This is a genomic window from Mesorhizobium sp. M1C.F.Ca.ET.210.01.1.1, assembly GCF_004791585.1.
In the GTDB taxonomy this organism is placed as follows: domain Bacteria; phylum Pseudomonadota; class Alphaproteobacteria; order Rhizobiales; family Rhizobiaceae; genus Mesorhizobium.
Genome location: NZ_SRUU01000023.1, coordinates 19,499 through 39,061 on the forward strand (window position 1 = coordinate 19,499; position 19,563 = coordinate 39,061).

The 19,563-nt window shown below is 60.6% G+C and carries 15 protein-coding genes, 3 pseudogenes and 1 riboswitch; of the genes and pseudogenes, 3 read left to right on the forward strand and 15 right to left on the reverse strand.

Annotated features, from left to right (window positions below):
• Positions 1–531: 531 nt before the first annotated feature.
• Genes EN853_RS34710 through EN853_RS23055 form a run of 3 tightly spaced genes read right to left on the reverse strand, consistent with a single transcriptional unit; the run spans position 532 to position 4,325 of the window.
• Positions 532–1,074: a shikimate kinase gene (locus tag EN853_RS34710; RefSeq protein WP_306462658.1), complete on the reverse strand. Its 543-nt coding sequence runs from the start codon at positions 1,072–1,074 to the stop codon at positions 532–534.
• The gene (locus EN853_RS34715; RefSeq protein WP_245454709.1) at positions 962–1,873 is read right to left on the reverse strand and encodes a shikimate kinase; all 912 of its coding nucleotides are present in this window, start codon (positions 1,871–1,873) and stop codon (positions 962–964) included. The genes EN853_RS34710 and EN853_RS34715 overlap by 113 nt, the downstream gene beginning before the upstream one ends.
• Positions 1,854–4,325, reverse strand: coding sequence for a hypothetical protein (locus EN853_RS23055; RefSeq protein WP_245455307.1), 2,472 nt, complete (start codon positions 4,323–4,325; stop codon positions 1,854–1,856). The genes EN853_RS34715 and EN853_RS23055 overlap by 20 nt, the downstream gene beginning before the upstream one ends.
• 422 nt (positions 4,326–4,747) lie before the next feature.
• On the opposite strand from EN853_RS23055, the gene EN853_RS23060 reads away from it, so the two are divergent.
• Positions 4,748–7,330, forward strand: a complete 2,583-nt coding sequence (locus EN853_RS23060; RefSeq protein WP_126057614.1) for an EAL domain-containing protein — start codon at positions 4,748–4,750, stop codon at positions 7,328–7,330.
• A gap of 314 nt (positions 7,331–7,644) precedes the next feature.
• On the opposite strand, the pseudogene EN853_RS34100 reads toward EN853_RS23060, so the two are convergent.
• Positions 7,645–8,158 (reverse strand): annotated as a pseudogene (locus tag EN853_RS34100) (transposase); the annotation flags it as partial.
• Between the two features lie 122 nt (positions 8,159–8,280).
• On the opposite strand from EN853_RS34100, the gene EN853_RS23070 reads away from it, so the two are divergent.
• Both EN853_RS23070 and EN853_RS23075 read left to right on the forward strand, forming a co-directional pair.
• Complete coding sequence (locus EN853_RS23070) at positions 8,281–8,493, forward strand: hypothetical protein (RefSeq protein WP_126057615.1); 213 nt, start codon at positions 8,281–8,283, stop codon at positions 8,491–8,493.
• A pseudogene (locus tag EN853_RS23075) lies at positions 8,393–8,675 on the forward strand (transposase); the annotation flags it as partial. The gene EN853_RS23070 and the pseudogene EN853_RS23075, both read left to right, overlap by 101 nt.
• 298 nt (positions 8,676–8,973) lie before the next feature.
• On the opposite strand, the pseudogene EN853_RS23080 reads toward EN853_RS23075, so the two are convergent.
• The 11 genes and pseudogenes from EN853_RS23080 to EN853_RS35340 all read right to left on the reverse strand — a co-directional run.
• Positions 8,974–9,756, reverse strand: a pseudogene (locus EN853_RS23080) (sensor histidine kinase); the annotation flags it as partial.
• Between the two features lie 29 nt (positions 9,757–9,785).
• A complete protein-coding gene (locus EN853_RS23085; protein ID WP_167512181.1) occupies positions 9,786–10,220 on the reverse strand; it encodes an Hsp20/alpha crystallin family protein in 435 nt (144 codons plus the stop codon).
• 729 nt (positions 10,221–10,949) lie between these two features.
• The gene (locus tag EN853_RS23090; protein ID WP_245454712.1) at positions 10,950–11,174 is read right to left on the reverse strand and encodes a DUF982 domain-containing protein; all 225 of its coding nucleotides are present in this window, start codon (positions 11,172–11,174) and stop codon (positions 10,950–10,952) included.
• 627 nt (positions 11,175–11,801) lie between these two features.
• Positions 11,802–12,617: a hydroxymethylpyrimidine/phosphomethylpyrimidine kinase gene (locus EN853_RS23100; protein WP_126057617.1), complete on the reverse strand. Its 816-nt coding sequence runs from the start codon at positions 12,615–12,617 to the stop codon at positions 11,802–11,804.
• Positions 12,608–13,213, reverse strand: coding sequence for a thiamine phosphate synthase (locus EN853_RS23105; RefSeq protein ID WP_126057618.1), 606 nt, complete (start codon positions 13,211–13,213; stop codon positions 12,608–12,610). Before EN853_RS23105 ends, EN853_RS23100 begins: the two co-directional genes overlap by 10 nt.
• On the reverse strand, positions 13,210–13,983 hold the full coding sequence (locus EN853_RS23110) for a thiazole synthase (protein ID WP_126057619.1): 774 nt from the start codon (positions 13,981–13,983) through the stop codon (positions 13,210–13,212). The genes EN853_RS23105 and EN853_RS23110 overlap by 4 nt, the downstream gene beginning before the upstream one ends.
• Position 13,984: 1 nt before the next feature.
• On the reverse strand, positions 13,985–14,182 hold the full coding sequence (gene thiS, locus EN853_RS23115) for a sulfur carrier protein ThiS (protein ID WP_126057620.1): 198 nt from the start codon (positions 14,180–14,182) through the stop codon (positions 13,985–13,987).
• Positions 14,151–15,152 carry a glycine oxidase ThiO gene (thiO, locus tag EN853_RS23120; protein WP_126057621.1) on the reverse strand — a complete coding sequence of 334 codons (1,002 nt, stop codon included), beginning with the start codon at positions 15,150–15,152 and terminating at the stop codon, positions 14,151–14,153. The genes thiS and thiO overlap by 32 nt, the downstream gene beginning before the upstream one ends.
• On the reverse strand, positions 15,149–16,984 hold the full coding sequence (thiC, locus tag EN853_RS23125) for a phosphomethylpyrimidine synthase ThiC (protein WP_126063809.1): 1,836 nt from the start codon (positions 16,982–16,984) through the stop codon (positions 15,149–15,151). Before thiC ends, thiO begins: the two co-directional genes overlap by 4 nt.
• 103 nt (positions 16,985–17,087) lie before the next feature.
• Positions 17,088–17,204: riboswitch (TPP riboswitch) on the reverse strand.
• Between the two features lie 121 nt (positions 17,205–17,325).
• Complete coding sequence (locus EN853_RS23130) at positions 17,326–17,553, reverse strand: hypothetical protein (protein ID WP_245454713.1); 228 nt, start codon at positions 17,551–17,553, stop codon at positions 17,326–17,328.
• A gap of 662 nt (positions 17,554–18,215) precedes the next feature.
• On the reverse strand, positions 18,216–18,677 hold the full coding sequence (locus tag EN853_RS35340; protein WP_306283303.1) for a hypothetical protein: 462 nt from the start codon (positions 18,675–18,677) through the stop codon (positions 18,216–18,218).
• Positions 18,678–19,563: the final 886 nt, after the last annotated feature.

Genomic DNA, 19,563 nt, shown 5'->3' on the forward strand with positions numbered 1-19,563 from the left:
GAATGACGCCACATCAGCGCGCGCCAAAGGTGCAAGGAAAGATGCAAGGAAATCGGACGTCGATGCGGCAAATAGAACAAAAACAAAATGTTATGAGAAATTAATGGCGGAGAGGGAGGGATTCGGTTTCACGCCTATCCTGCTGAAAATGCTAATCTTTTCGCGCTTTTTGTTACGCAGTTTGTTACACTGCTACAACTGCGATTTACAATCGCTCTTTTGAGCTCGCCTGCCCAATCCATCTTATCTGTCGAAACCGACGCAATGGCGCGGCGGTGGATTGGGTCACTCTGTCATAGTATCCGCGCTTCATTAAGTTGACGATGCCGTTTAGACTCGGAGCTGATCCTTTCCGGTCGATCACCAGGATTTGGCGCGCGACCCGGCACCGGCGGTTCGTCTTTGTACGTTTGTGTCATCCAGGCCGGATCAACTCGGCCATCAGGCTTCTCACGACTTATGCATGCGTTTCCCACTTTTATTAGCATTCGGTGCGAACCCGCACCCTGCACCAAACCTGCGACGCCTAAGCTATCGTCCTCGACTTGAGCGTTCCCTGCTTCTCGTGGAAGACGCTAAATTCGCTCGTGCGTTATTGCCGGCCAGCAAAGGCTGCGGGTCGGCGGTGAGGGTGTCGAGGAGCGGCGGCCGTTCCCTTTCACTCAATAGTGCCGCCGGCGCCTGGATGGTTTCCACGACGCCGCCCCCGCAATCGTAGCCGTTGTGATGATCATCGTGCATGCGCTGAGCTGTTGGGGACATGCTGATGGCGGTGCCGGAAGCACCGGAGACATGTGATATCTCGGCAGCGGGCAGAGCGGCTTCTCTGTCGCTGCACAGGAAAGCGTAGAGTTCCTTCACGCAAATGCGGGCGTCCTTCTTGTCTTTTTGAAAGGGCGGGACGAGGGGCAACCTGATATCGGCCTTTTGGTAGAACGGACTGCGCTCTTCGTACAGCTGGTCAACCTTCTGCTCGATGTCGGCGCCTTGCAGCAGCGGCCGGCTGGTGTCCCTCTCGAGGCGCCTGCGGAGCTCTTTCAGCTCGGGTGTCGAGCCAGATCGACCTCGCCTTATTAAGAATCAGGGCTTGATTGGACTCCTTGCCAAAGCAGCCGCCGCCGGTTGCGATGACGATGGGGCCTCTCTCCAGCTGCTTGGCGAGCTCTTTGGTCTCCAGGTCCCTGAAGTGCGCCTCGCCACGGCCAGGGTCGGCGAACATCTCCATCAGATTGCCGTGATCGGCGACGATATGCTTATCGATGTCGACAAACTCCACCCCCAACTCCTTGGCAAGCTGGGCGCCGATGGTCGACTTGCCGCTCGCCGGCATGCCGACGAGCACGACCGGCCGCGTACCGAGGGCCGCGAGGATCTCGCCGGCTTGCGGCGAGCGAGCGACCGCAATCTGTTGTCTTGCGACGATGGGCGACCTGGAGGTCCCTGCCGCCCTCGACCTGCTTTCTCCTGACGAGTCCCAGTGTAATATCTCCCAGGCACCACGGGGAATGGGGACTAGCTGTGAGCTCTGCGCGCGGTGCGCGAGCTCGGCCCGATAACTGGCCGGCGTAGGGAACTCGACCTCGAAGCGATAGTTCTGCGCGGTTCTGAACGCCGTGTGAACGCCGCGTAACCGCGGCCTGTCCATCCTGATGACCCAGTTGGTGGTCTCGACCTCGCTGCAGTCCCGCTCCTCGAAGGCCAGTGCCGCCTTCCTGAAGGCGCGCGTAAAAGCCTCGTCCGGGATCTCGAAGACATGGCGCACGGCATTGGTGACCAGTTGGGCCTCCGGCGCCGTGCTCACGCTCTGGCCGGTCAACTCGTCGGCTATCCAGACCTGCCCGCCCGACCGTTGGTCAAGATGCGGCACCTTCACCTCGATGCCGTCCTGCCGCAAAAGCTCGGCAACCGCATGCACAATTTTTGGTAATCGCGCTTTCTTGCGCTTCGGCGGGGGCGGCTTCGAGCCTGGCCCGCTCAAGGGCCTGTTCGCTGCTCAGCGTTATCGTGCTGGCGCGGTCGTCTTCGGCCGAGATTGCTAAGGCGCTGAGCAGAATGCGCTTTTCGACGGCGAGTCTGATCGAGGCCTCCATGACCGATGCCGCCAGCGTGGGGTTGTCCTTCAGATCCGCCAGGCTGCCATCGACGTCGAACCGGCCCTGGTGGAGCTTTGCCGCCTGCGCCTTGACATATGGCGCCGACTTGAAGCCCGGCCTCTGCTCCAAGAGCCGCTGCAATTCGGTGGTTTTTTGCATGAACACCCGCGCACCGGTATCGGACTTGTAGGCGTCAGTGCCGACCTTGATGCCGACGCTCAACAGATTGATGGCGCTTTCATGCAGCTTGACTTCCGACTGCTCATGAGCCGGCTCGCTATTGAGCTGCAGGTTCCAGTCCTGGAGCTCGGCCACTAACAACGCGGCCAGTTCGCAGGCCACCGGATGCCTGGCGGCCTTGCTGTCTTCCCTCGCCCTGGCGATGAGCTCATGGAGGGCCTGGCCATCCGGCCGATCTTCCTGCAACAGTGCGCGGATGTCGGCCTTGAGCTCATTATGAATGCCCTCGTAGGTGCCGAAGATGGCACGCTCGGCAAACCAGCGTTGCGCCTCCAGCGGCTGCGCCAGCACGTTGCGCTGCAGGCAGCTGTAGGTCTCCAGCACCAGCCCGGTGGCCGACAGGATCTGCTTGGACCGGGTGAACTGGTAGCCGCTTTTCTCAATGGCCGGCGTGTGCGACTTCGGCGGCTTCATCGAGGCGATGCCGCGCGCCTGCAGCTGCGCGTCGAACTGGCGCACATGCTCGTAAAGGCGAGGCTGGTCGCCAATGATGACGACGGTGTCGCCATCAAAATCGCCGTCGAGCATTTTTTGTTCGACGCTTGGAACCGCAACCAAAGAGCCGGGCGCGAACACCTCCGTCGCCTGCAGGATGCCGACGCACTCGAGCGCGGTGTCGGCCTTGACCCGGTCCTTTTCCTCCAGCCAGTACGAATGGCACTTTACGTCCTCGGCAGACATCACGACCCCGCGCTCGGCGAAGTCCGCCGGCCACATTTCGTCGGGCACAACGATCAAGATGCCTTTGGCAAAGAAGGTCGGATCGTCGGCGGCAAGCCCAGCCCCCGACCTGTGCGCGAAGTTGAAGCTATATTGGAAGGCCACGCACCGATCCAGGAACGCCGCGGTCCGGTCGCCATCGCGCGCCGACCTGACCCGGTCGGCGGCGAACGGGCGCAGGTTGGGCTTGTCATAGGGGGAGCGTCCGACAAGCACGCCAGCGTCACGGGTCAAGGTCTTGCTCTTGCCCGTCGGCACATGCAGGCATTCGTCGCTGGACGGCACGGCGATAGCGCTCGAACCCTCGATATGCCCGCCCGTGACCGTCCGGAACAGCTCCTCGGCGGTGAGGCTTTGATGGGTTTCGAGCCAAGCCTGAGCCTTCTCGCGGGTCTCCTGTGCTACCTCGACGCTACGCGGATAATGTTGCAGCGCCGAGGGCGGTACCGCCGATTGCCTTTTATCGGCATAGGCAGGCATCCGCTCGGGAGCGTCGTGGCGAGCCCGGGCAATGGACGGCATGCGCTCGGCCAGTGAGGCCCTAATGAAGCCGCAGCCGTCATGCGGCCGCAAGGCGATCTCGCCGTCTCGCCCCTCGAACCGGAAGGGATGCACTGCGCCTGCGGGATGGTCGGGCAGAAGGGACAGCTTGAAGCACCCTTCCAGCGCATAATCATGGGGGCCAATGTCGGGGATGCCCGGCGGCGCGGCAAATCCGCGGCGCTGGGTATAGTAATAGGCTTCCTTGAACGGCGCCCAGGCCCGCGACAGCTGCTCAAAGGCCGTACCCGGAGCCGTCTCGGCATAGGGGATCGCCAAAAGCTTGCCGCTTGGGGCCTCTGCGGCCGTGAAAGGCAGGTGAGAGGCAAGCTGGTTCAGGCTCTTTTGCGGCGGCTTCAGTTTGCTGCCGCCGAACAGGTCCATGCGGTAGGGCACGCCCTCCACGGTGAACGTGCGTGTCAGCATGGCTCCAGTCGGAGTTCCCTTTAGCTGCACCGCCACCACCTTCACCGCGCCCGAGGTCAAGCGGTGGAAAATGGAATAGCGCAACTCGGCTTCGCTGGCCAGCGGCCGGCCTTGCATGTCGACCACCGGCAGCCGCATCAGTCCGGCATCGCCTTGCGGCGGTCTCGGCTCGTGGTCCATGGCCTGAAGGACCCGATGGACATCGAAGCTGGAGGCTGCATGCTGGGCCTGGATCATCGATGCGTTCTGCGCCATGAAGGTGTCGAGCGCTTCGAGCGGCTCCTTCGCCTCGATCTCGGCGATCACGCTCGAGTTCGCGCACCGCCTCGGCGCGCGCCGCGGCGCTCCTTCCTCGGCTGATGAACACTGCCGATCATAGATTCGACTGCCAGCCTCAAAGCCCCATCGTCGTGCATAATATGGGCTGGCCTCGCTACATTCGAAGGGGATCGAAGGCCGATCCCACGGTGCGGTGAAAGAAGCTGCAAGCGGCTTCCAAGACTAGGTGCGAGCACCTCGATCTCATTGTAGGCCCGTCATCGGATCATATGGAAATCGGTGAGCTTCATCCGCCGGCCTTTTACAACGTGGTTTGGTCGATCCTCTAGGGGATTACGCAGTCTTAAGCCAGCATTAATACCTTAGACGCGACACTAGGAATACTTTTACTATTCGCTAAAGCTCGATGCTATTTGACGAGGACTGGTCTTGCGTTTGCAGTTTTCTAGATGAGAGGGCTAAAGGACATTAGCGTCGGGACCAAGCTCTCGTTGGGCTTTGGGCTGGCGCTGCTGTGCGTCGTGGCCGTGGGAGTATTTGGGGTCGCGCAACTGCGATCACTCAACAAGGTCACGAGCGAGATCACCAGCGTTTGGTTGCCCCAGGTCCAGATCGTCGGCGAGATGAAGCGCAACCTCGCGGAACACCAGCTCTATGCGACGTTGCGCGTGCGCACTGCCGAGGCTGCGCAGATAGCCGGCATTGAGAAGGAGATGGCGAGGGAAAGCGACGAAATACTGCAAGGTCGGCGCGCCTATCGCCGGAGTGCCGGATCGCTGGCCGAGCAGCAGCTGTTCGACCAGTTCGTCAACCTATGGACGGCCTACGAAGATTCCCTGACATCGATTTTCCCGCTCCTCGAAACAGGAGGGCGAACAATGGCTGTCAAGGAGTTCGAGACGGTATCGCTCCCGACCGTTGCCGCCGCCACGCAGCGATTGGACGACCTGCTGGCCCTCACCAACGAGCGCAGCACGGCCGCGGCGGTGATGGCGGACAGGACCTACACCGTTGCGCAAAGATTGACTTGGCTGGCAGTTCTTTTTGCCGCCGGGTGTCTTGGTGGGCTTGTCGCCTGGATACGCCACAATGTCAGCAAGCCGATCCTCGCCGTGACCGAGGCGATGCGTTGCTTGGCGCAGGGCGAGCGCCGTTCGAGTCTCATTGCGCTGAAAAGGGATCGGCAGGACGAGGTTGGAGTGCTGTTCTCGGCCTTTGCCGGCTACCGGGCCAGCCTGGAGCGCAGCGATGCCTTGGCCCGAGAAGCCGAGCTGGAGCGGCAGCAATTGGCCGCGGCCGCCGCCAATATGCCCGTAGGGCTTTGCATGTTCGATGCGGAGAGGCGGCTGGTTCTGTGCAACCAAAGCTACGCCGATCTCTACCATGTGCCGGAGCCCCTGACTCGTCCCGGCACGCCGTGGATCGATTTGATGCGGTTCCGGATCGCGGCGGGCCTCTATGCCGGCCATGACCCGGAAAAGTATGTGCAGCAGCTGACGGAGACCATCGATCGCGCAGAGCGGACGGTGAGCCTGGTGGAACTCAGGGACGGACGCACCATCGACCTCATCCATCAGCCACTGCCGGGCGGCGGGTGGCTTGCCACTCACCATGACGTGACCGACTTGCGGCGGAGCGAAGCCAAGATTTCATACATGGCGCGCCACGACGGACTTACCGAGCTTCCAAATCGCATATTGTTCCGCGAACGCGCCGAGGAGGCTTTGGTCGAGATGCGGCGTGATGGTAGCAAGATTGCTTTCCACTGCCTCGATCTCGATCATTTCAAGATGGTCAACGACACGCTGGGGCACCCGGTTGGCGACGCCTTGCTGAAGGAGGTCGCCGCCAGACTGAAACAGGTGGCCCGTGAAGGCGACACCGTGGCAAGGCTCGGCGGCGATGAGTTCGTGATCATTCAAACCGCGGTTGATCAGCCGGTCGAGGCGACAGCTCTTGCCCAACGGGTCATTGATGGGCTGAGCGCACCTTATGTCGTCGATGGCCACGGGGTTATGATCAGCGCCAGCATCGGCATCTCGATCGCGCCGGACGATGGCATTGACGCCGACCAACTTCTCAAGACCGGCGACATGGCGCTCTACCGGGCGAAGGCGGAAGGCCGCGGAACCTACAGGTTCTTCGAACCGGAAATGGATGCGCGCATGCAGGCGCGGCGGTTTCTCGAACTCGACCTGCGCGAAGCGGTGGTGCGGCAGCAGTTCGAAATCTACTACCAACCGCTCCTCAATCTCGACCGCGGCGAGGTCAGCTGCTTCGAGGCGCTGCTGCGCTGGCATCACCCGACGCGCGGCATCGTATCCCCGGGAGAATTCATCCCGCTGGCCGAGGACATCGGCCTCATCGTCCCGATCGGTGAATGGGTTATCAAGCAAGCCTGTCTCGACGCGGCAAGCTGGCCCGGTAGCATCAAGGTCGCCGTCAATCTGTGCCCGGCGCAATTTCGCAACGCGCGCTTGCTCTCCACCATCGTCGAGGCATTGGATATCTCGGGACTGCCCCCCAGCCGGCTTGAGCTTGAGATCACCGAGACAGTGCTGCTGGCCAACAGCCAGGCGACTCTCTCGATGCTGCAACATATCCACATGCTCGGCGTTCATATCGCGATGGACGACTTCGGAACCGGATATTCGAGCTTGAGCTATCTGCGCTCGTTCCCATTCGACAAGATCAAGATCGATCAATCCTTCATCACGGACGCCGGAGATATCGACAGTTCCGTCGCCATCATTCGAGCGGTCACGAGCCTCGGCAACAGCCTCGGGATGCAGACCACCGCCGAGGGCGTCGAGACCGTGGAGCAGCTGGAACGGGTCCGAAGAGAAGGCTGCACCGAGGCGCAGGGCTTCCTGCTCAGCCGCCCGCTGCCCGCGCGGGACATCCCCGCGATGCTGGAGCGGACCCGCGCCGTGGTGGCGGGCGAGATCATTGAGACCGAACCCGAAACGTCAGGCGAGCGAGACACGGACAAGCCGGGCAGGCGTCGCAGTAGGGCGTCTGTCCCCGCCTAACCGGGATGCAAGCGAAAAACAGTGCCAACGAACATGAGTTTGCCGGCCTAGTTCAGGCCGCCACTCGGATCATGTCGATAGCGGGTGTGTAGGTCGGCGCGGCTCGAAATTAGGTGTGCTGAGCGCCGGTCAAAGTGGGATTAGCTTGTCATATCGATTATGGGATCCAGGTTGAACCCGACTTGCAGGACTCTGCTCGTAACCGAGCAGATCAACCTCACATTCGGTCGCTGCTCTTCACGGCTGCACCAACATCCCGCCTACGGCCGCTGGGCTCGGGCGACGAGACCATTCTGAGTGAGCGGCGTTTTATATACCCGTTCGGTCGTCAGTACCTTGCGTTCACGACAGATACGCCGGCGATCCTCCTGCTCCGGTGTTGGCTCTTTGACCATTGCACATATGCGCGGTTCGCCTCGCTTGAAGGCAAGGAGAGACGAGCGTTTCACCATCGATCTTATCGGTTTTGGCTCGGCGACTGCGACGAGACACTGCGATAGAAGCGGGATCAACGACGTAGCTCTCGATCCCCGCCTTGCTCAGAACCCGATGGATCCAGGAGCCATCGAGCCCGGCTTCCTGGATAGCGACGACGGGGAAGTCTGGCCCCATGCGTGCTCTTGCCTTCTCTCGCACGCTATCGAAGCGACGGAACAAGGCGGATAAATCACCACTGGGGACACTGTGTTTCGACAACTTCTCGCCGCCACCTGGCGACAACGACGAGATCAGCCAGGTTGAACGGCTGAGCTCCAGCGATACGAAGATTGCGCCCAGACCAGTCCGGATAGCAGTCAGAGTTTCGGATCGGTCGGCCACTACATGCATGGTGTTCCTCCGCGGGGTGTTTGTTAGCAGCGTCACTCTGCCAGAGCACGCGCCGCTATCCATCCGTCGCCATGGGATCTGGTGATTGTTCATGTCGCCGATTCCCGCGAAGGAACGCCACCATGACCAAGATTGAAAGTAAGACCGCCAGCGCTGCCGTCAAAGACATTCTGCTTTCAGACCCGGACGGACTTCACGAAATGATCCGTGCGGTGATGCAGGAGGTGCTCGAGGCCGAGATGGACGACGGTGGAGGAGACCATCGAGCGCACGCTGACCTTCTTTTGCCTGCCGCGCCAGCATCACAAGCATCTCAAGAGCACCAACATGCTTGAACGGCTCAATGAGGAAATCCGCCGGCGCACCTATGTCGTGCGCATCTTCCCCAACGCCGAAAGCTGCCTGCGCCTCGTCAGGGCGCCGGCTGTCGAAACCAACGAAAACTGGATGGAGGCCCTACATCAACATTGACGACCTGCGCGAGCACAAGAAGCTCGCTCTACGCCAAGCCGCATGACCAGCATCGTGGCCGCCCCATTTTGCAGAACTTGACGCACACAACCGCCACTTCGAGTTTACCGACCGCACCGAGTCATCCACGCAAAGACCTGCGCAGCGTCAGCTTCAGAGCTTGGTCCCACCGGCTGAACGCCAAAAAAGCGGATCTTGGCCATCGGAAGCGCCCTCAACCGACTGAGAGGTTTCGGCTTATGCGATGCGACTGGCAGTCCTGCGCTCCGGGGACAAGGCCGTGGCGGCAGAAGATCCCCTGGACATCAGGCGATGTCCGGAAGGCAGCATCGTAGTAACGGTTTTTACGCCGCTCGCGGCACGCGCGAGGTGAACGTCGCCCGGGTGACCGACACGCTGGTGCCGTCAATATCGCTGATAATCTCCACCCTGGCCTCCAGTTGTTTCACCAGTGCTTCGACGATGGCTGTTCCAAGTCCGGTAGCCGGTACGTCGTTGGCGATCTTGCCGACGCCATTGTCCGAAACCGTCAGTTTCCAGTCACTGCCCGCGGTCTCGTAGCTCACCTGGATGCGAGCGCCGGTTCTCTTCTTGGGGAAAGCATATTTGATGGCGTTGAGCACGAGTTCGGTGACAATTAGTCCCAGACTGACTGCCCTTTGCGAATCTATCCTGCCGCCTTCGGCCATTACGGTGACCGTGATCGGCTGGGCTTCGCCGACCATCGACGAGGCGAGGCTGCTGCACAATTTCGGTAGGTAAGAGCCGACATCGATCTCGTCGACGCCGGCGGAGGTGTGGAGATGGCGTTGCACCTCGGCCACGGACAGAACGCGCTGATGGGCGTCCTTGAGATGCTGGCGCGTCTCTTCCGACGTCACCGAGCGTGCCTTCAGCAACAGGATCGAGGCAATGATCTGCAGGCTGTTGGCAACCCGATGCTCCATCTCGCGCAGCAGGACGTCTTTCTGCCGAAGCAGGTCTTCGGTGCGACCGAGCAGTTCTTCCTTCTCCCGCTCGATGATACGACGGGCCGTTATGTCATTGAAGGCGAGAAGGATGGTGATGGCCGAACTATGGTCGTAAAGCACCTTGCGGGCATTGAGCAGCATGGTGCGACGGCCGATCCGCGTTCCTGAGCCATGCTTGCCTCCCTCTATCCCTTGATCTGGATCTTCTTCGGCCGATCCGCCTCCGGCCGGTGCAACTCGACTTCGAGCAGCCCGTTGGCGAAACGCGCCTCGACCCGTTCCGGGTCGACGCGGAATGGCAATTGCACTGTCCGGGAGAAGGTCCCATAGGCGCGCTCACGGCGGTGCCAGACGGATTTCTCGTCCTCCGTTCGAGGCTCGCGCGTTCCCTTCAATGTCAGAATGTTCTCGCGCACCGTGAGGCCGATTTCGTCAGGTGATATCCCCGGCAGTTCCGCGGCCACCGCCACGCTGTCCTCGCCAGTCCAAAGATTGATCGGCGGAAACTCCTGAGCGGCGCTGGCGGTCAGCCCGGCCAAACGCTGGTTTACTTCCTGTTGCATGCGCCGCATTTCCACAAACGGATCGAACCCGATGCGGCCGAAATCCGACAAAAGCATGTACATCCTCCTATGATTCACGACCTTGCATGATTGCCACGCGCGACACGTGCGTGCGCACCGGAAGCGGAATCGATCGATGGCAACAGGAGGGGCGATCAGCACAGAGACCGAGCGGCCCGATCGCGCAACCTCGCAGAATGCGAGAAAGAGGGGTTCGGGCAGACGCCGGAACACATCCTCCTTGCGAAGCTACATTAACCGAACTCGATCCACCGTAGGGCCGGACCGTCATTCCCGTGCCAGGACCCGATAGCGGCATCCGGCTTTATCATTAGGTGGCCCCAAATGGCCTTTCACGAGGTGATCTTTGACATTCCACCAGTCACCTCTTCGGCAACAGCGGGGTCCCTTCGAATCCGTAGCCACGTTGCCTCTAGTCGCTGATTTGGCTTCCCTTTGCGCAACTGTCGGGATCGACGAAGCGTCCCGAATTGCACCGCGGTTCGATCAACTGATCGCAGGCGACGCGCCGCATCGTCATGGTAGCTGACGAATGAATCGGCATGACACGTCGCAGTGACCGAGACATCAAGCCAGCACCTATGTCGGCTTGCCGCAAGTCAAAAGAATCCAGCCCTGCGTGCCGCGTTCGCTGACCTTCGCCAGTGACGCCATTTGCATTTCGGCCGGACAGATGGGCACAGACATGTGCAATTCCCGCATCGCCCATTATTGGAACTCACAAGGCGGCGTTCTTTCCGTCTTGGCGAGCAGCGGGCCAACGCGTTACCGGCGGTGATCTTCCTGCAGCTTTAAATCAGTCGCCACCAACGACGAAATCAGATTTGGCCAGCACGCCGGCAATCCTGGCAAATCCCACAATGCTTGCCGCGCCTGCTCGGGTGTCATCTGTCCGGCGATCGCTGCGTTGCTGCTTCTCACCGCGCAACTGAATACCGGTCCCCGACGCGCTTTTGGCCACTGATTCAGGAATACGAGCGCTTCGCGCACTGTGTTGATGTCGTGACGACGTCGTTGGTCTTAACCTGGACCGGCGATAGGAAAGCCAGACCGGTTATTCTTACCTCCCTGCGATCGCACGCTGGATCTTTCATTCGGTGGTTGGTTGCGTGACAGGTTTCGAACGTTAGGTCTTGTTTTCTCTGGAAGATCGGGCTGTACGACATAATCCAAATGTTGCGACGCAGCGAAGGCTTCTGCTGGTTCCCGAGTTGAAAAAGCCAGTTGCACCTGGATGAGTGTGTCGCCGCCACCCAATAGCCCATCAGATGTTCAATGGCAGGCGGCGTCCGACGCTCGAACAGCAAGCGCCACGGCCGGCGGGTAGCCGATGCCACAGCTTTGGAGCTGCCCCGGATACTATTATAAGACCGATTGACGCGGGGCTCGACGCGTTTGCGGCAAATAAGCTCGAGTGTGGACAGAGATGTGACGTTCTATTGAGTCGCTGACCCAATCGGTAGCGACCTGGTGATCCACGCAACCAATTCCGGTCGTTTCTGTCACTAAGAACTCGATATTCGCTATTTGCACCTCGAAAGTCGCATAATTGGCAGTGAGAAACTCAACGCGTTGTGAGGATGGCATAGAGAAGCAGTAGCCCCTTCTCTAGTCTCGCTACGGGAAAAATTCTGGAAAATGGGTCTGCTTGGCTGGACGCAGAACGCTGTGGTTATTCAGCCGGCATTTCTGAAGCCTCTCCAAGACAAACAGCTTGCCTTCGCGCACGCTGTCTTCGAGCGGCTTCGGCTTCGCCAGATGCGCCGCAATCGCGCTGGCCAGCATGCAACCTGTCCCGCGCATCGATGTGGCAAGGCGCGGTGCATCGAAGCGGATGGGTTCGTGCCCGGAGCGTAACAGAATATCGGTCGACCGGGTTCCCGACGCATGCCCACCCTTGATCAGCAGGGCTTGAGGGCCGGCGGCCAGCAGTCTTTTTCCTTGTTGGAGCGCTCCGTCCTCATCCACTGCCAGTTCGGAGCCACTAAGGAGCGCCAGTTCAGGGAGGTTGGGCGTGACAATGCAGCAAAGCGGCATAAGATCGCGCTTCATGGCAGCGATAGCGCCTGCTTGCAGAAGTGCGCGGCCTGAGGTGGAGGCCAGCACAGGGTCGAGTACTGCGGGGACATGCGGAAATTTGCGCAGCACTGCGGCAACGGCAACAATGATCTTGGCAGTCGCCAGCATGCCGATCTTGATTGTGGCCACGTCGTTGGCCTGCAGCGCGGCGCACATCTGATTGGCCACCAGGCTAGGTGGCGAATAATAGATTTCGATCACGGCGTCATGCGTTTGCACCGTTAGCGCTGTGACGGCGAGACAGGTGCGCACGCCAATGGCAGAGATCGTCTCGATATCGCGTGCAATTCCAGCACCGCCACTGGAGTCCGATCCACCGACGACAAGCACATGTGGTTCTCGCCTCAGCGCCATTGGTCCGTCTTTTCGATCCATTCTCGCGTGCGCGCCTCGGGGTCGTCGTTGAGCGTGATGTCGGTCACCACCGCCGCGCTGTCCGCGCCAGCCGCAAAGACACCGTCGAGCCGCTCAGGGTTGAGGCCACCAATGGCGACCAATTGAAACGGCGCGACCTGGCGCTTCCATTCGCTGATCCGTTCGACCCCTTGCGGCGCCCATTTCATCTTCTTCAGGATGGTCGGATAGATGGGTCCAAGCGCTATGTAGTCAGGCTCGGCGGCCATCGCCGTTTCCAGCTCCTGATGATCATGTGTGCTCAGTCCGAGCCTTACGCCGGCTGCCCGTATCGCCAAGAGGTCAGCGGTCTGCAAATCCTCCTGGCCGAGATGTATGAAGTCGCAGCCTTCCTCGATTGCCAGGCGCCAGTGGTCGTTGACGATGAGTTGGCACTGGTATCGAGCACACAAGGCCTTCGCGGTGCGGATCTCCGCGCGCAACCCAGCCTCATCCACGGTCTTGATGCGCAGTTGCAGAAGCCGGACTCCGAGTGGGACCAGCCGTTCGATCCAGGCAGCGCTGTCGACGATCAGATAAAAGGGATCGAGCTTCATGAAAAAACGGCCCTGCCGACCATCGGTGTCGATGGCACGGCGACGTCGCGCGGTTCGAGCATTCCCGAACTGAACGCCTCACGACCGGCGTCGACCGCCTTACCGAAAGCACGCGCCATGCCGACCGGATATGCCGCCTTGGCGACCGCTGTGTTCAGGAGCACGGCGTCAAAGCCGAGTTCCATGACGGTGGCCGCGTGCGACGGCCGTCCGAGCCCCGCATCCACAATCAGCGGGACGCCAGGGAAATATCCGCGCATCGAGCGCAGCGCCGTCATGTTGACCGGTCCCAAGGCGGAACCGATCGGTGCGCACCACGGCATCAGGACCTTGCAGCCCGTTTCCAGCAGCCGCTCGGCGACAACGAGATCGTCGGTGGTATAGGGGAATACCGCAAAGCCGTCCTCGCACAGGATGCGGGCGGCTTCAACCAGACCGAACACATCCGGCTGTAGCGTGTCGTGATTGCCGATCACTTCGAGCTTGATCCAGTTGGTGCCGAAGACCTCGCGCGCCATTTTCGCGGTGGTGACGGCTTCCTTGACGGAGAGGCAGCCGGCGGTATTGGGCAGGATTCTGGCGCCCAGCGAGCGGATCAACGACCAGAATTGTTCGCCGGCTCTACCGCCCGCCATCTCACGCCGCAACGAGACGGTCACCACCGACGTGCCCGACGCCTTGACTGCATCGGCAAGGATGGCCGGCGAAGGATATTGAGCGGTGCCGAGAAGCAGGCGCGACGAAAGCTCGGTTCCATAAAGCTCCAACATGCTAGCCGCCCTGCATGGGCGAGAGGATTTCGATCCGGTCGCCGTCGCTCAACTGGAACTCCGTGCGGTTGGCTTTGTGCACGAGGTCGCCGTTGACGGCGGTGGCGAGCCAATCGCCCTCATAGTCGAGCGCGGCAAGCAACTCGGCCAGCGTGGTGGCGGCAATCTCACGCGCCTCGCCGTTGACCATCAGTTTCATGAGCATGCTCCTTGGTTCTGTCTTGACTGAAAACCAGGCCGGCAGCCTGGCGCGCCATGGCGGGGGCGAGGAGAAAACCGTGACGATAAAGACCGTTGATCGCGATGATCTCACCGTCTGTTTCGACGCGTGGCAAATTGTCGGGAAATGCCGGACGGACACCCACACCGGTTTCAACGATCTCGGCCTCACCAAAGGCCGGATGGAGGGCATGGGCGGCGCCCAGCAGCTCCATCATGGAACGCGCCGTCACCGGTCCGGCGCTCTGGCTTTCAATCATCGTCGCTCCGATCATGAAACGGTGATCGGTGCGCGGCACGGCATAAAGCGGAAAGCGTGGATGAAGCAAACGGACCGGCCGCGACAGCGAGACATCAGGCGTGCGAAGGATCAGCATTTCGCCGCGAACACCGCGCAGCCTGTCATCGGCCGCTGCCATTCCCATGCAGTCTATCTGACGGGCGAAACCCGAAACAGGCCGGGCGTCGCAGCCGAAGTGGAATTTGACACCCATGGTCGCAAGGTTGTCATGAAGTGCCGCCATCGCCTGGCGTGGGTCGAGGTGAGCCTCGTTGGGGAAGAGCAATCCACGCCGGAAGCGGCCGGCGAGGTCGGGTTCCAGGAGCGCAATTTCGTTTTCATCGACGCGCCTATGCCCTGACGTGCGACTGGCGAACCGGTCAAGCTCACCGGCATCACGCGGCGCGGCCACGACCAATGTCCCGGCCCGTGTCACCTGACCCGACAGCACCGCATCCCACCAGTCGGCAGCGTCGCGTCCGAGATCCAGCACCGGCTGCTCCGCGCTTTCGCGCTCGCACCATGGCGCCAGCATGCCGCCGGCGAACCACGACGCGTTGCCGCCAAGGCCATGCCGCATCTCGGCGACTGTGACCGTCGCGCCGCGGGCGGCGAGTTCGAAAGCGACGGTGAGGCCGGCAACGCCGGCCCCTTTGACGAGCACCCTCATGATGGTTTGGGAGCCTCCGGCACGACCGGTACGCCAGTCTCGTCCGCCGGCATGTAGAGATCGCCGCCCTCCCGGTATTTTGCCGCCATTGCCGCCATGCCTTCCTTCTGAGCCTCGGCACGGATGTCGTGGGAAATGCGCATGGAGCAGAATTTCGGCCCGCACATCGAACAGAAATGTGCCAGCTTGTGCGCCTCCTTGGGCAAGGTCTGGTCGTGGAAGGACCGTGCGGTTTCGGGGTCGAGCGACAGGTTGAACTGGTCCTCCCAGCGGAACTCGAAGCGCGCGCGCGAAAGGGCATCATCCCTGGTTTTCGCTGCCGGATGGCCCTTCGCCAGATCGGCTGCATGGGCGGCTATCTTGTAAGTGATCACCCCAATCTTGACGTCGTTGCGGTCGGGAAGGCCGAGATGCTCTTTCGGCGTGACGTAGCAAAGCATTGCGGTGCCGAACCAGCCTATCATGGCGGCACCTATCCCTGAGGTGATGTGGTCATAGCCCGGCGCGATGTCGGTCGTCAGCGGCCCCAACGTGTAGAACGGCGCCTCACCGCACACTGCGAGCTGCTTGTCCATGTTCTGCCTGATCTTGTGCATGGGGACATGGCCCGGGCCTTCGATCATCACCTGGCAGTCCTTTGCCCAGGCAATCTTGGTGAGTTCTCCAAGTGTTTCCAGTTCGGCGAATTGCGCCGCGTCGTTCGCATCGGCGATTGAACCGGGACGAAGGCCGTCGCCGAGCGAGAAGGAAACGTCATAGGCTCTGGCGATGTCGCAGATCTCCTCGAAATGCTCGTAGAGGAAGCTCTCCCGGTGATGGTGCAGGCACCATTTGGCCATGATCGAGCCGCCGCGCGAGACGATGCCCGTGACCCGGTCGACGGTCAGCGGTATGTAGTGCAGCCGCACGCCGGCGTGGATGGTGAAATAGTCGACGCCTTGCTCGGCCTGCTCGATCAGCGTGTCGCGATAGACCTCCCAGTTGAGGTCCTCGGCGATGCCGCCGACCTTTTCGAGCGCCTGATAGAGCGGCACCGTGCCGATCGGCACCGGTGCATTGCGCACGATCCAGTCGCGGATGTTGTGGATGTTGCGGCCGGTCGACAGGTCCATCACCGTATCGGCGCCCCAGCGGATCGCCCACACCATCTTTTCGACCTCTTCGGCCATCGACGATGTGACAGCCGAGTTACCGATGTTGGCGTTGATCTTCACCAGGAAATTTCGCCCGATGATCATCGGTTCGCTCTCGGGATGATTGATGTTGGCGGGAATGATTGCGCGTCCGCGCGCCACCTCGTCGCGCACGAATTCGGGTGTGACGAAATCTGGGATCGCCGCGCCGAAGGCTTCGCCGTCGCGTTGCAGCTTGCCGCGCATCACCTCGCGGCCGAGATTCTCGCGGATGGCTACGAACTCCATTTCTGGCGTGATGATGCCGGCGCGCGCATAGGCAAGTTGGGTCACCGCCTTGCCCTGCTTGGCCTTGAGCGGCCGATTGCGTATCGGAAATTCCGGTGTCAGGCGCTCGCCGGTGGCGAATCCATTGTCTTCCGGCCGGACGTGGCGGCCGTCATAGGCTTCGACATCGCAACGCGCCGTGACCCATTCGTGGCGAAGCCGGGCAAGGCCTTTTTCGATGCTGGTTTGGACTGATGGATCGGTGTAGGGGCCGGACGGATCGTAGACGGTGACGGGCGGTTCGCCGGCCGTCGGATGGACGGAAATCTCGCGCATCGGCACCCTGATCTGCGGGTAGAGGACGCCGGGCTTGTGGATTTTCCGCGAGGCGGGCAGTGGTCCCGTCGACACGGCGGGGGTGAGGGCATTCATCGTGAGGCTCCTTTGCTCATGCATTGGAGACCCAGTTCTGTGCCGGAAGGATGAAAAGACGCTTCTGTAGACCTGCTGCAGCAGGACCTCGGGCGTAAACTCCCGCAAAGCGCTTGCACCGTCCCTACGCCAGTATGAACTGGATCAGGTTCAACGGGTCACTGCGCCGCGAAAGCCAGCAGTATCTCAGCCCCTTACCGGGACTCCCCTGGTGAATGCCTCAAGTTGAATGGGCCGGTGCTGCTTTGTCAAGCGCCTTCGGGCGCCTTCGGGCGCCTTCGGCCGGTGGCGACGTCCGGCGGCCGGCCGAGCGGAGAGCTCGCGCATGCATCGGGGACAAGTCACGCCCCGTAGACCAGGGCTGGAATGGCCAAAGTCTCATTCGCTTCGTGAAGGATGGAAAAACTGTATCGGCCATGTGCGTCGAGATCGACCGAGTAGCTCAGGCGGTCACGGATGTGGTTATCCTGGTCGAAGGCGACGATTTGCGGCTTCAGCGAGGTGATTTGCACCACGTCCAGGTAGATGGAGTTGCAGATATGATCTGGTCGTCGGGCTGGCAGGTGCAAGCGGCCGCTCTATTCAGGATGCGGCATCGGCGGCGTTCCCGATACCAATGATATCTTGCGGGCAACTTATGCAATCACCGGCTTCGTAAAACCCGACGGCGGCGGCCGTGTCCTGGCGCTGAGGATGTGCCGCTGTTCCAGCAGAGAAATCGCGTGGGCGCGGAGTTTTCGCTCTGCGAGGAAGAGTTGACGCAATCGTTTAGCTTGCTTGCAGTTCGTAGAGACCCGCCTTTGAAAGCAACTAAGCTATTGCATTGATATGTTGGTGCGCGATCGATCGCTACATAGCCGGCCGCCATTATCCGAGTATTGATCCGCCGGTGTTCGTGTTGCCGTATATGGCAATCCCTGCGAGATCGTCGCGGCCGGATCGGCCGCACCCTCTAGTCATAAAAGGGGAAGCGACCGAGAATTCCGCTGCCGAAAACTTCTCTGGCTTGGCTATGCATGCGGTAGATGAGATCGCCGCCTACCGCGACCTGGTCGAGGAAGGCATCGACGCCCAGTTCGGACAGCCTGGTTATCGCAATGCGTTAGCGGCTCAGACTTGCGGTCTCGAGAGCGGCCTTTGGGGGTCACCTCTTTTTTGTTTCAGAGGTTGGAAGACGGCTGCTCGTTACCCAATAGAAATGGCGACTACGGAACGCGATCGATCGCGGCCATCAGGAAACACCTGTCTTCGGCTCAACCTCGACATGGCGTCCGATCGACCGCAGATATACAGCTATCTCGTCCATGAGATGATCGCGTTCGCCGTAGATCTCAGCAATCCTGCGCAGCTGTGGCTCGACGGACCTCCGTTGCGCCGGCGTCAAATCAGCATCGCCAAAGACATATCCCAAGTTGCCAATCGCGCAAATGTTGCAGCCGGCCTCCACAACTGCTTGCACGAATGCCGGAATGTCTTTTTCTTGCATAGTCTTCATGTCGAACCTCTCGTGAATGGCGTGCTTGCGCGCCCATGCTGCCTTTTCAGCGTGTCCTCTGGGCGGCGCAAGCCTTGAGCGTAATTGTGCCGGGCAACCTCGACTATCCCGTCTGCCACGCTCTTTAGAGTCGGTGGGGTCTGGTGATTGCAGGCTGGGCCACTCAAAAGCCTGCAAGAAGAAAGTCATGGCGACCATTGCTCAAGATCGCGAGGGTGCGTGCAAGACCTTCCGTTGGCAGTCATGCACGCTCACCCAGCAACTGGGTATTGAGCAACTGGGTCTCACGTCGCGGGTCTCGTGTGCTTCACAGCCGAAAATAAGGTACCACCGTGGCTATTCTCAAGTGCAGGCTACCTCTTCAGGACACGGCGGAGTGCCTTCCGACGCACCCCTGGTGCAACGTGCGACCTAACGAGACACATCTCGTTCGCGTTCCCTCGACCTTTCTTCGTATTGCTGCTTGCCCTGCGATTTCAGGCCCTCTGCTAGCTTCTCGGCCGCTCTTTGGCCTGCAATGTCACTATTCAAGATCATATCCGACATCCCTGGATGGTCATAACCGTAATGCGCATGCAGTTTCCCTCACGAGCAGCGCCTATCCGTCGATTAGTTCGTCTTCCGGAACCCGAAGCCCTTTTTATCCGGCGTACCTATCCACCATTCAACCGGTATACCTTTCCCAACTTTGGCGGACCATTTACCTCAGGCATGATCATCTCGCGTGACATTTTTTTTTGGCGCCATCATCGCACGTGGCATTTTCTAAAAACCAAGACGTGTCAATTTGTAAAATCAAGGATGCGGCCGCGCCCGTTGCGAGGATTTGCAGGTAGCTCTTCAGCCCCAACACGATGTGTGAGGCGGCGGTGGAAAAGGCAACCGACGGCGTCGACGCGTCCTTTGATGATCGCAAGCGATATGCTTCGTCGCGAGCCCAGATTGCGGTCTCGGGCACAAGGCGAGATCACAGTTCTGCGATCTGTGGTAACGCGAGCCCGCAAAGCGCCGCTGCGGCCACCGCTTTTGGAATCTGGACGAGATTCGTCGTCGTCTGAGATCAGTTGATCGAGCAGTTCGCGCG

Coding starts and splice junctions, on each gene's coding strand:
- thiO (WP_126057621.1), bottom strand. CDS start 15,152: ATGAGGGTGCTCGTCAAAGGGGCCGGCGTTGCCGGCCTCACCGTCGCT.
- thiS (WP_126057620.1), bottom strand. CDS start 14,182: ATGAAACTGATGGTCAACGGCGAGGCGCGTGAGATTGCCGCCACCACG.
- EN853_RS23105 (WP_126057618.1), bottom strand. CDS start 13,213: ATGAAGCTCGATCCCTTTTATCTGATCGTCGACAGCGCTGCCTGGATC.
- EN853_RS23060 (WP_126057614.1), top strand. CDS start 4,748: ATGAGAGGGCTAAAGGACATTAGCGTCGGGACCAAGCTCTCGTTGGGC.
- EN853_RS35340 (WP_306283303.1), bottom strand. CDS start 18,677: ATGGTCGCCATGACTTTCTTCTTGCAGGCTTTTGAGTGGCCCAGCCTG.
- EN853_RS23100 (WP_126057617.1), bottom strand. CDS start 12,617: ATGGCGCTGAGGCGAGAACCACATGTGCTTGTCGTCGGTGGATCGGAC.
- thiC (WP_126063809.1), bottom strand. CDS start 16,984: ATGAATGCCCTCACCCCCGCCGTGTCGACGGGACCACTGCCCGCCTCG.
- EN853_RS23070 (WP_126057615.1), top strand. CDS start 8,281: ATGACCAAGATTGAAAGTAAGACCGCCAGCGCTGCCGTCAAAGACATT.
- EN853_RS23110 (WP_126057619.1), bottom strand. CDS start 13,983: ATGTTGGAGCTTTATGGAACCGAGCTTTCGTCGCGCCTGCTTCTCGGC.
- EN853_RS23085 (WP_167512181.1), bottom strand. CDS start 10,220: ATGCTTTTGTCGGATTTCGGCCGCATCGGGTTCGATCCGTTTGTGGAA.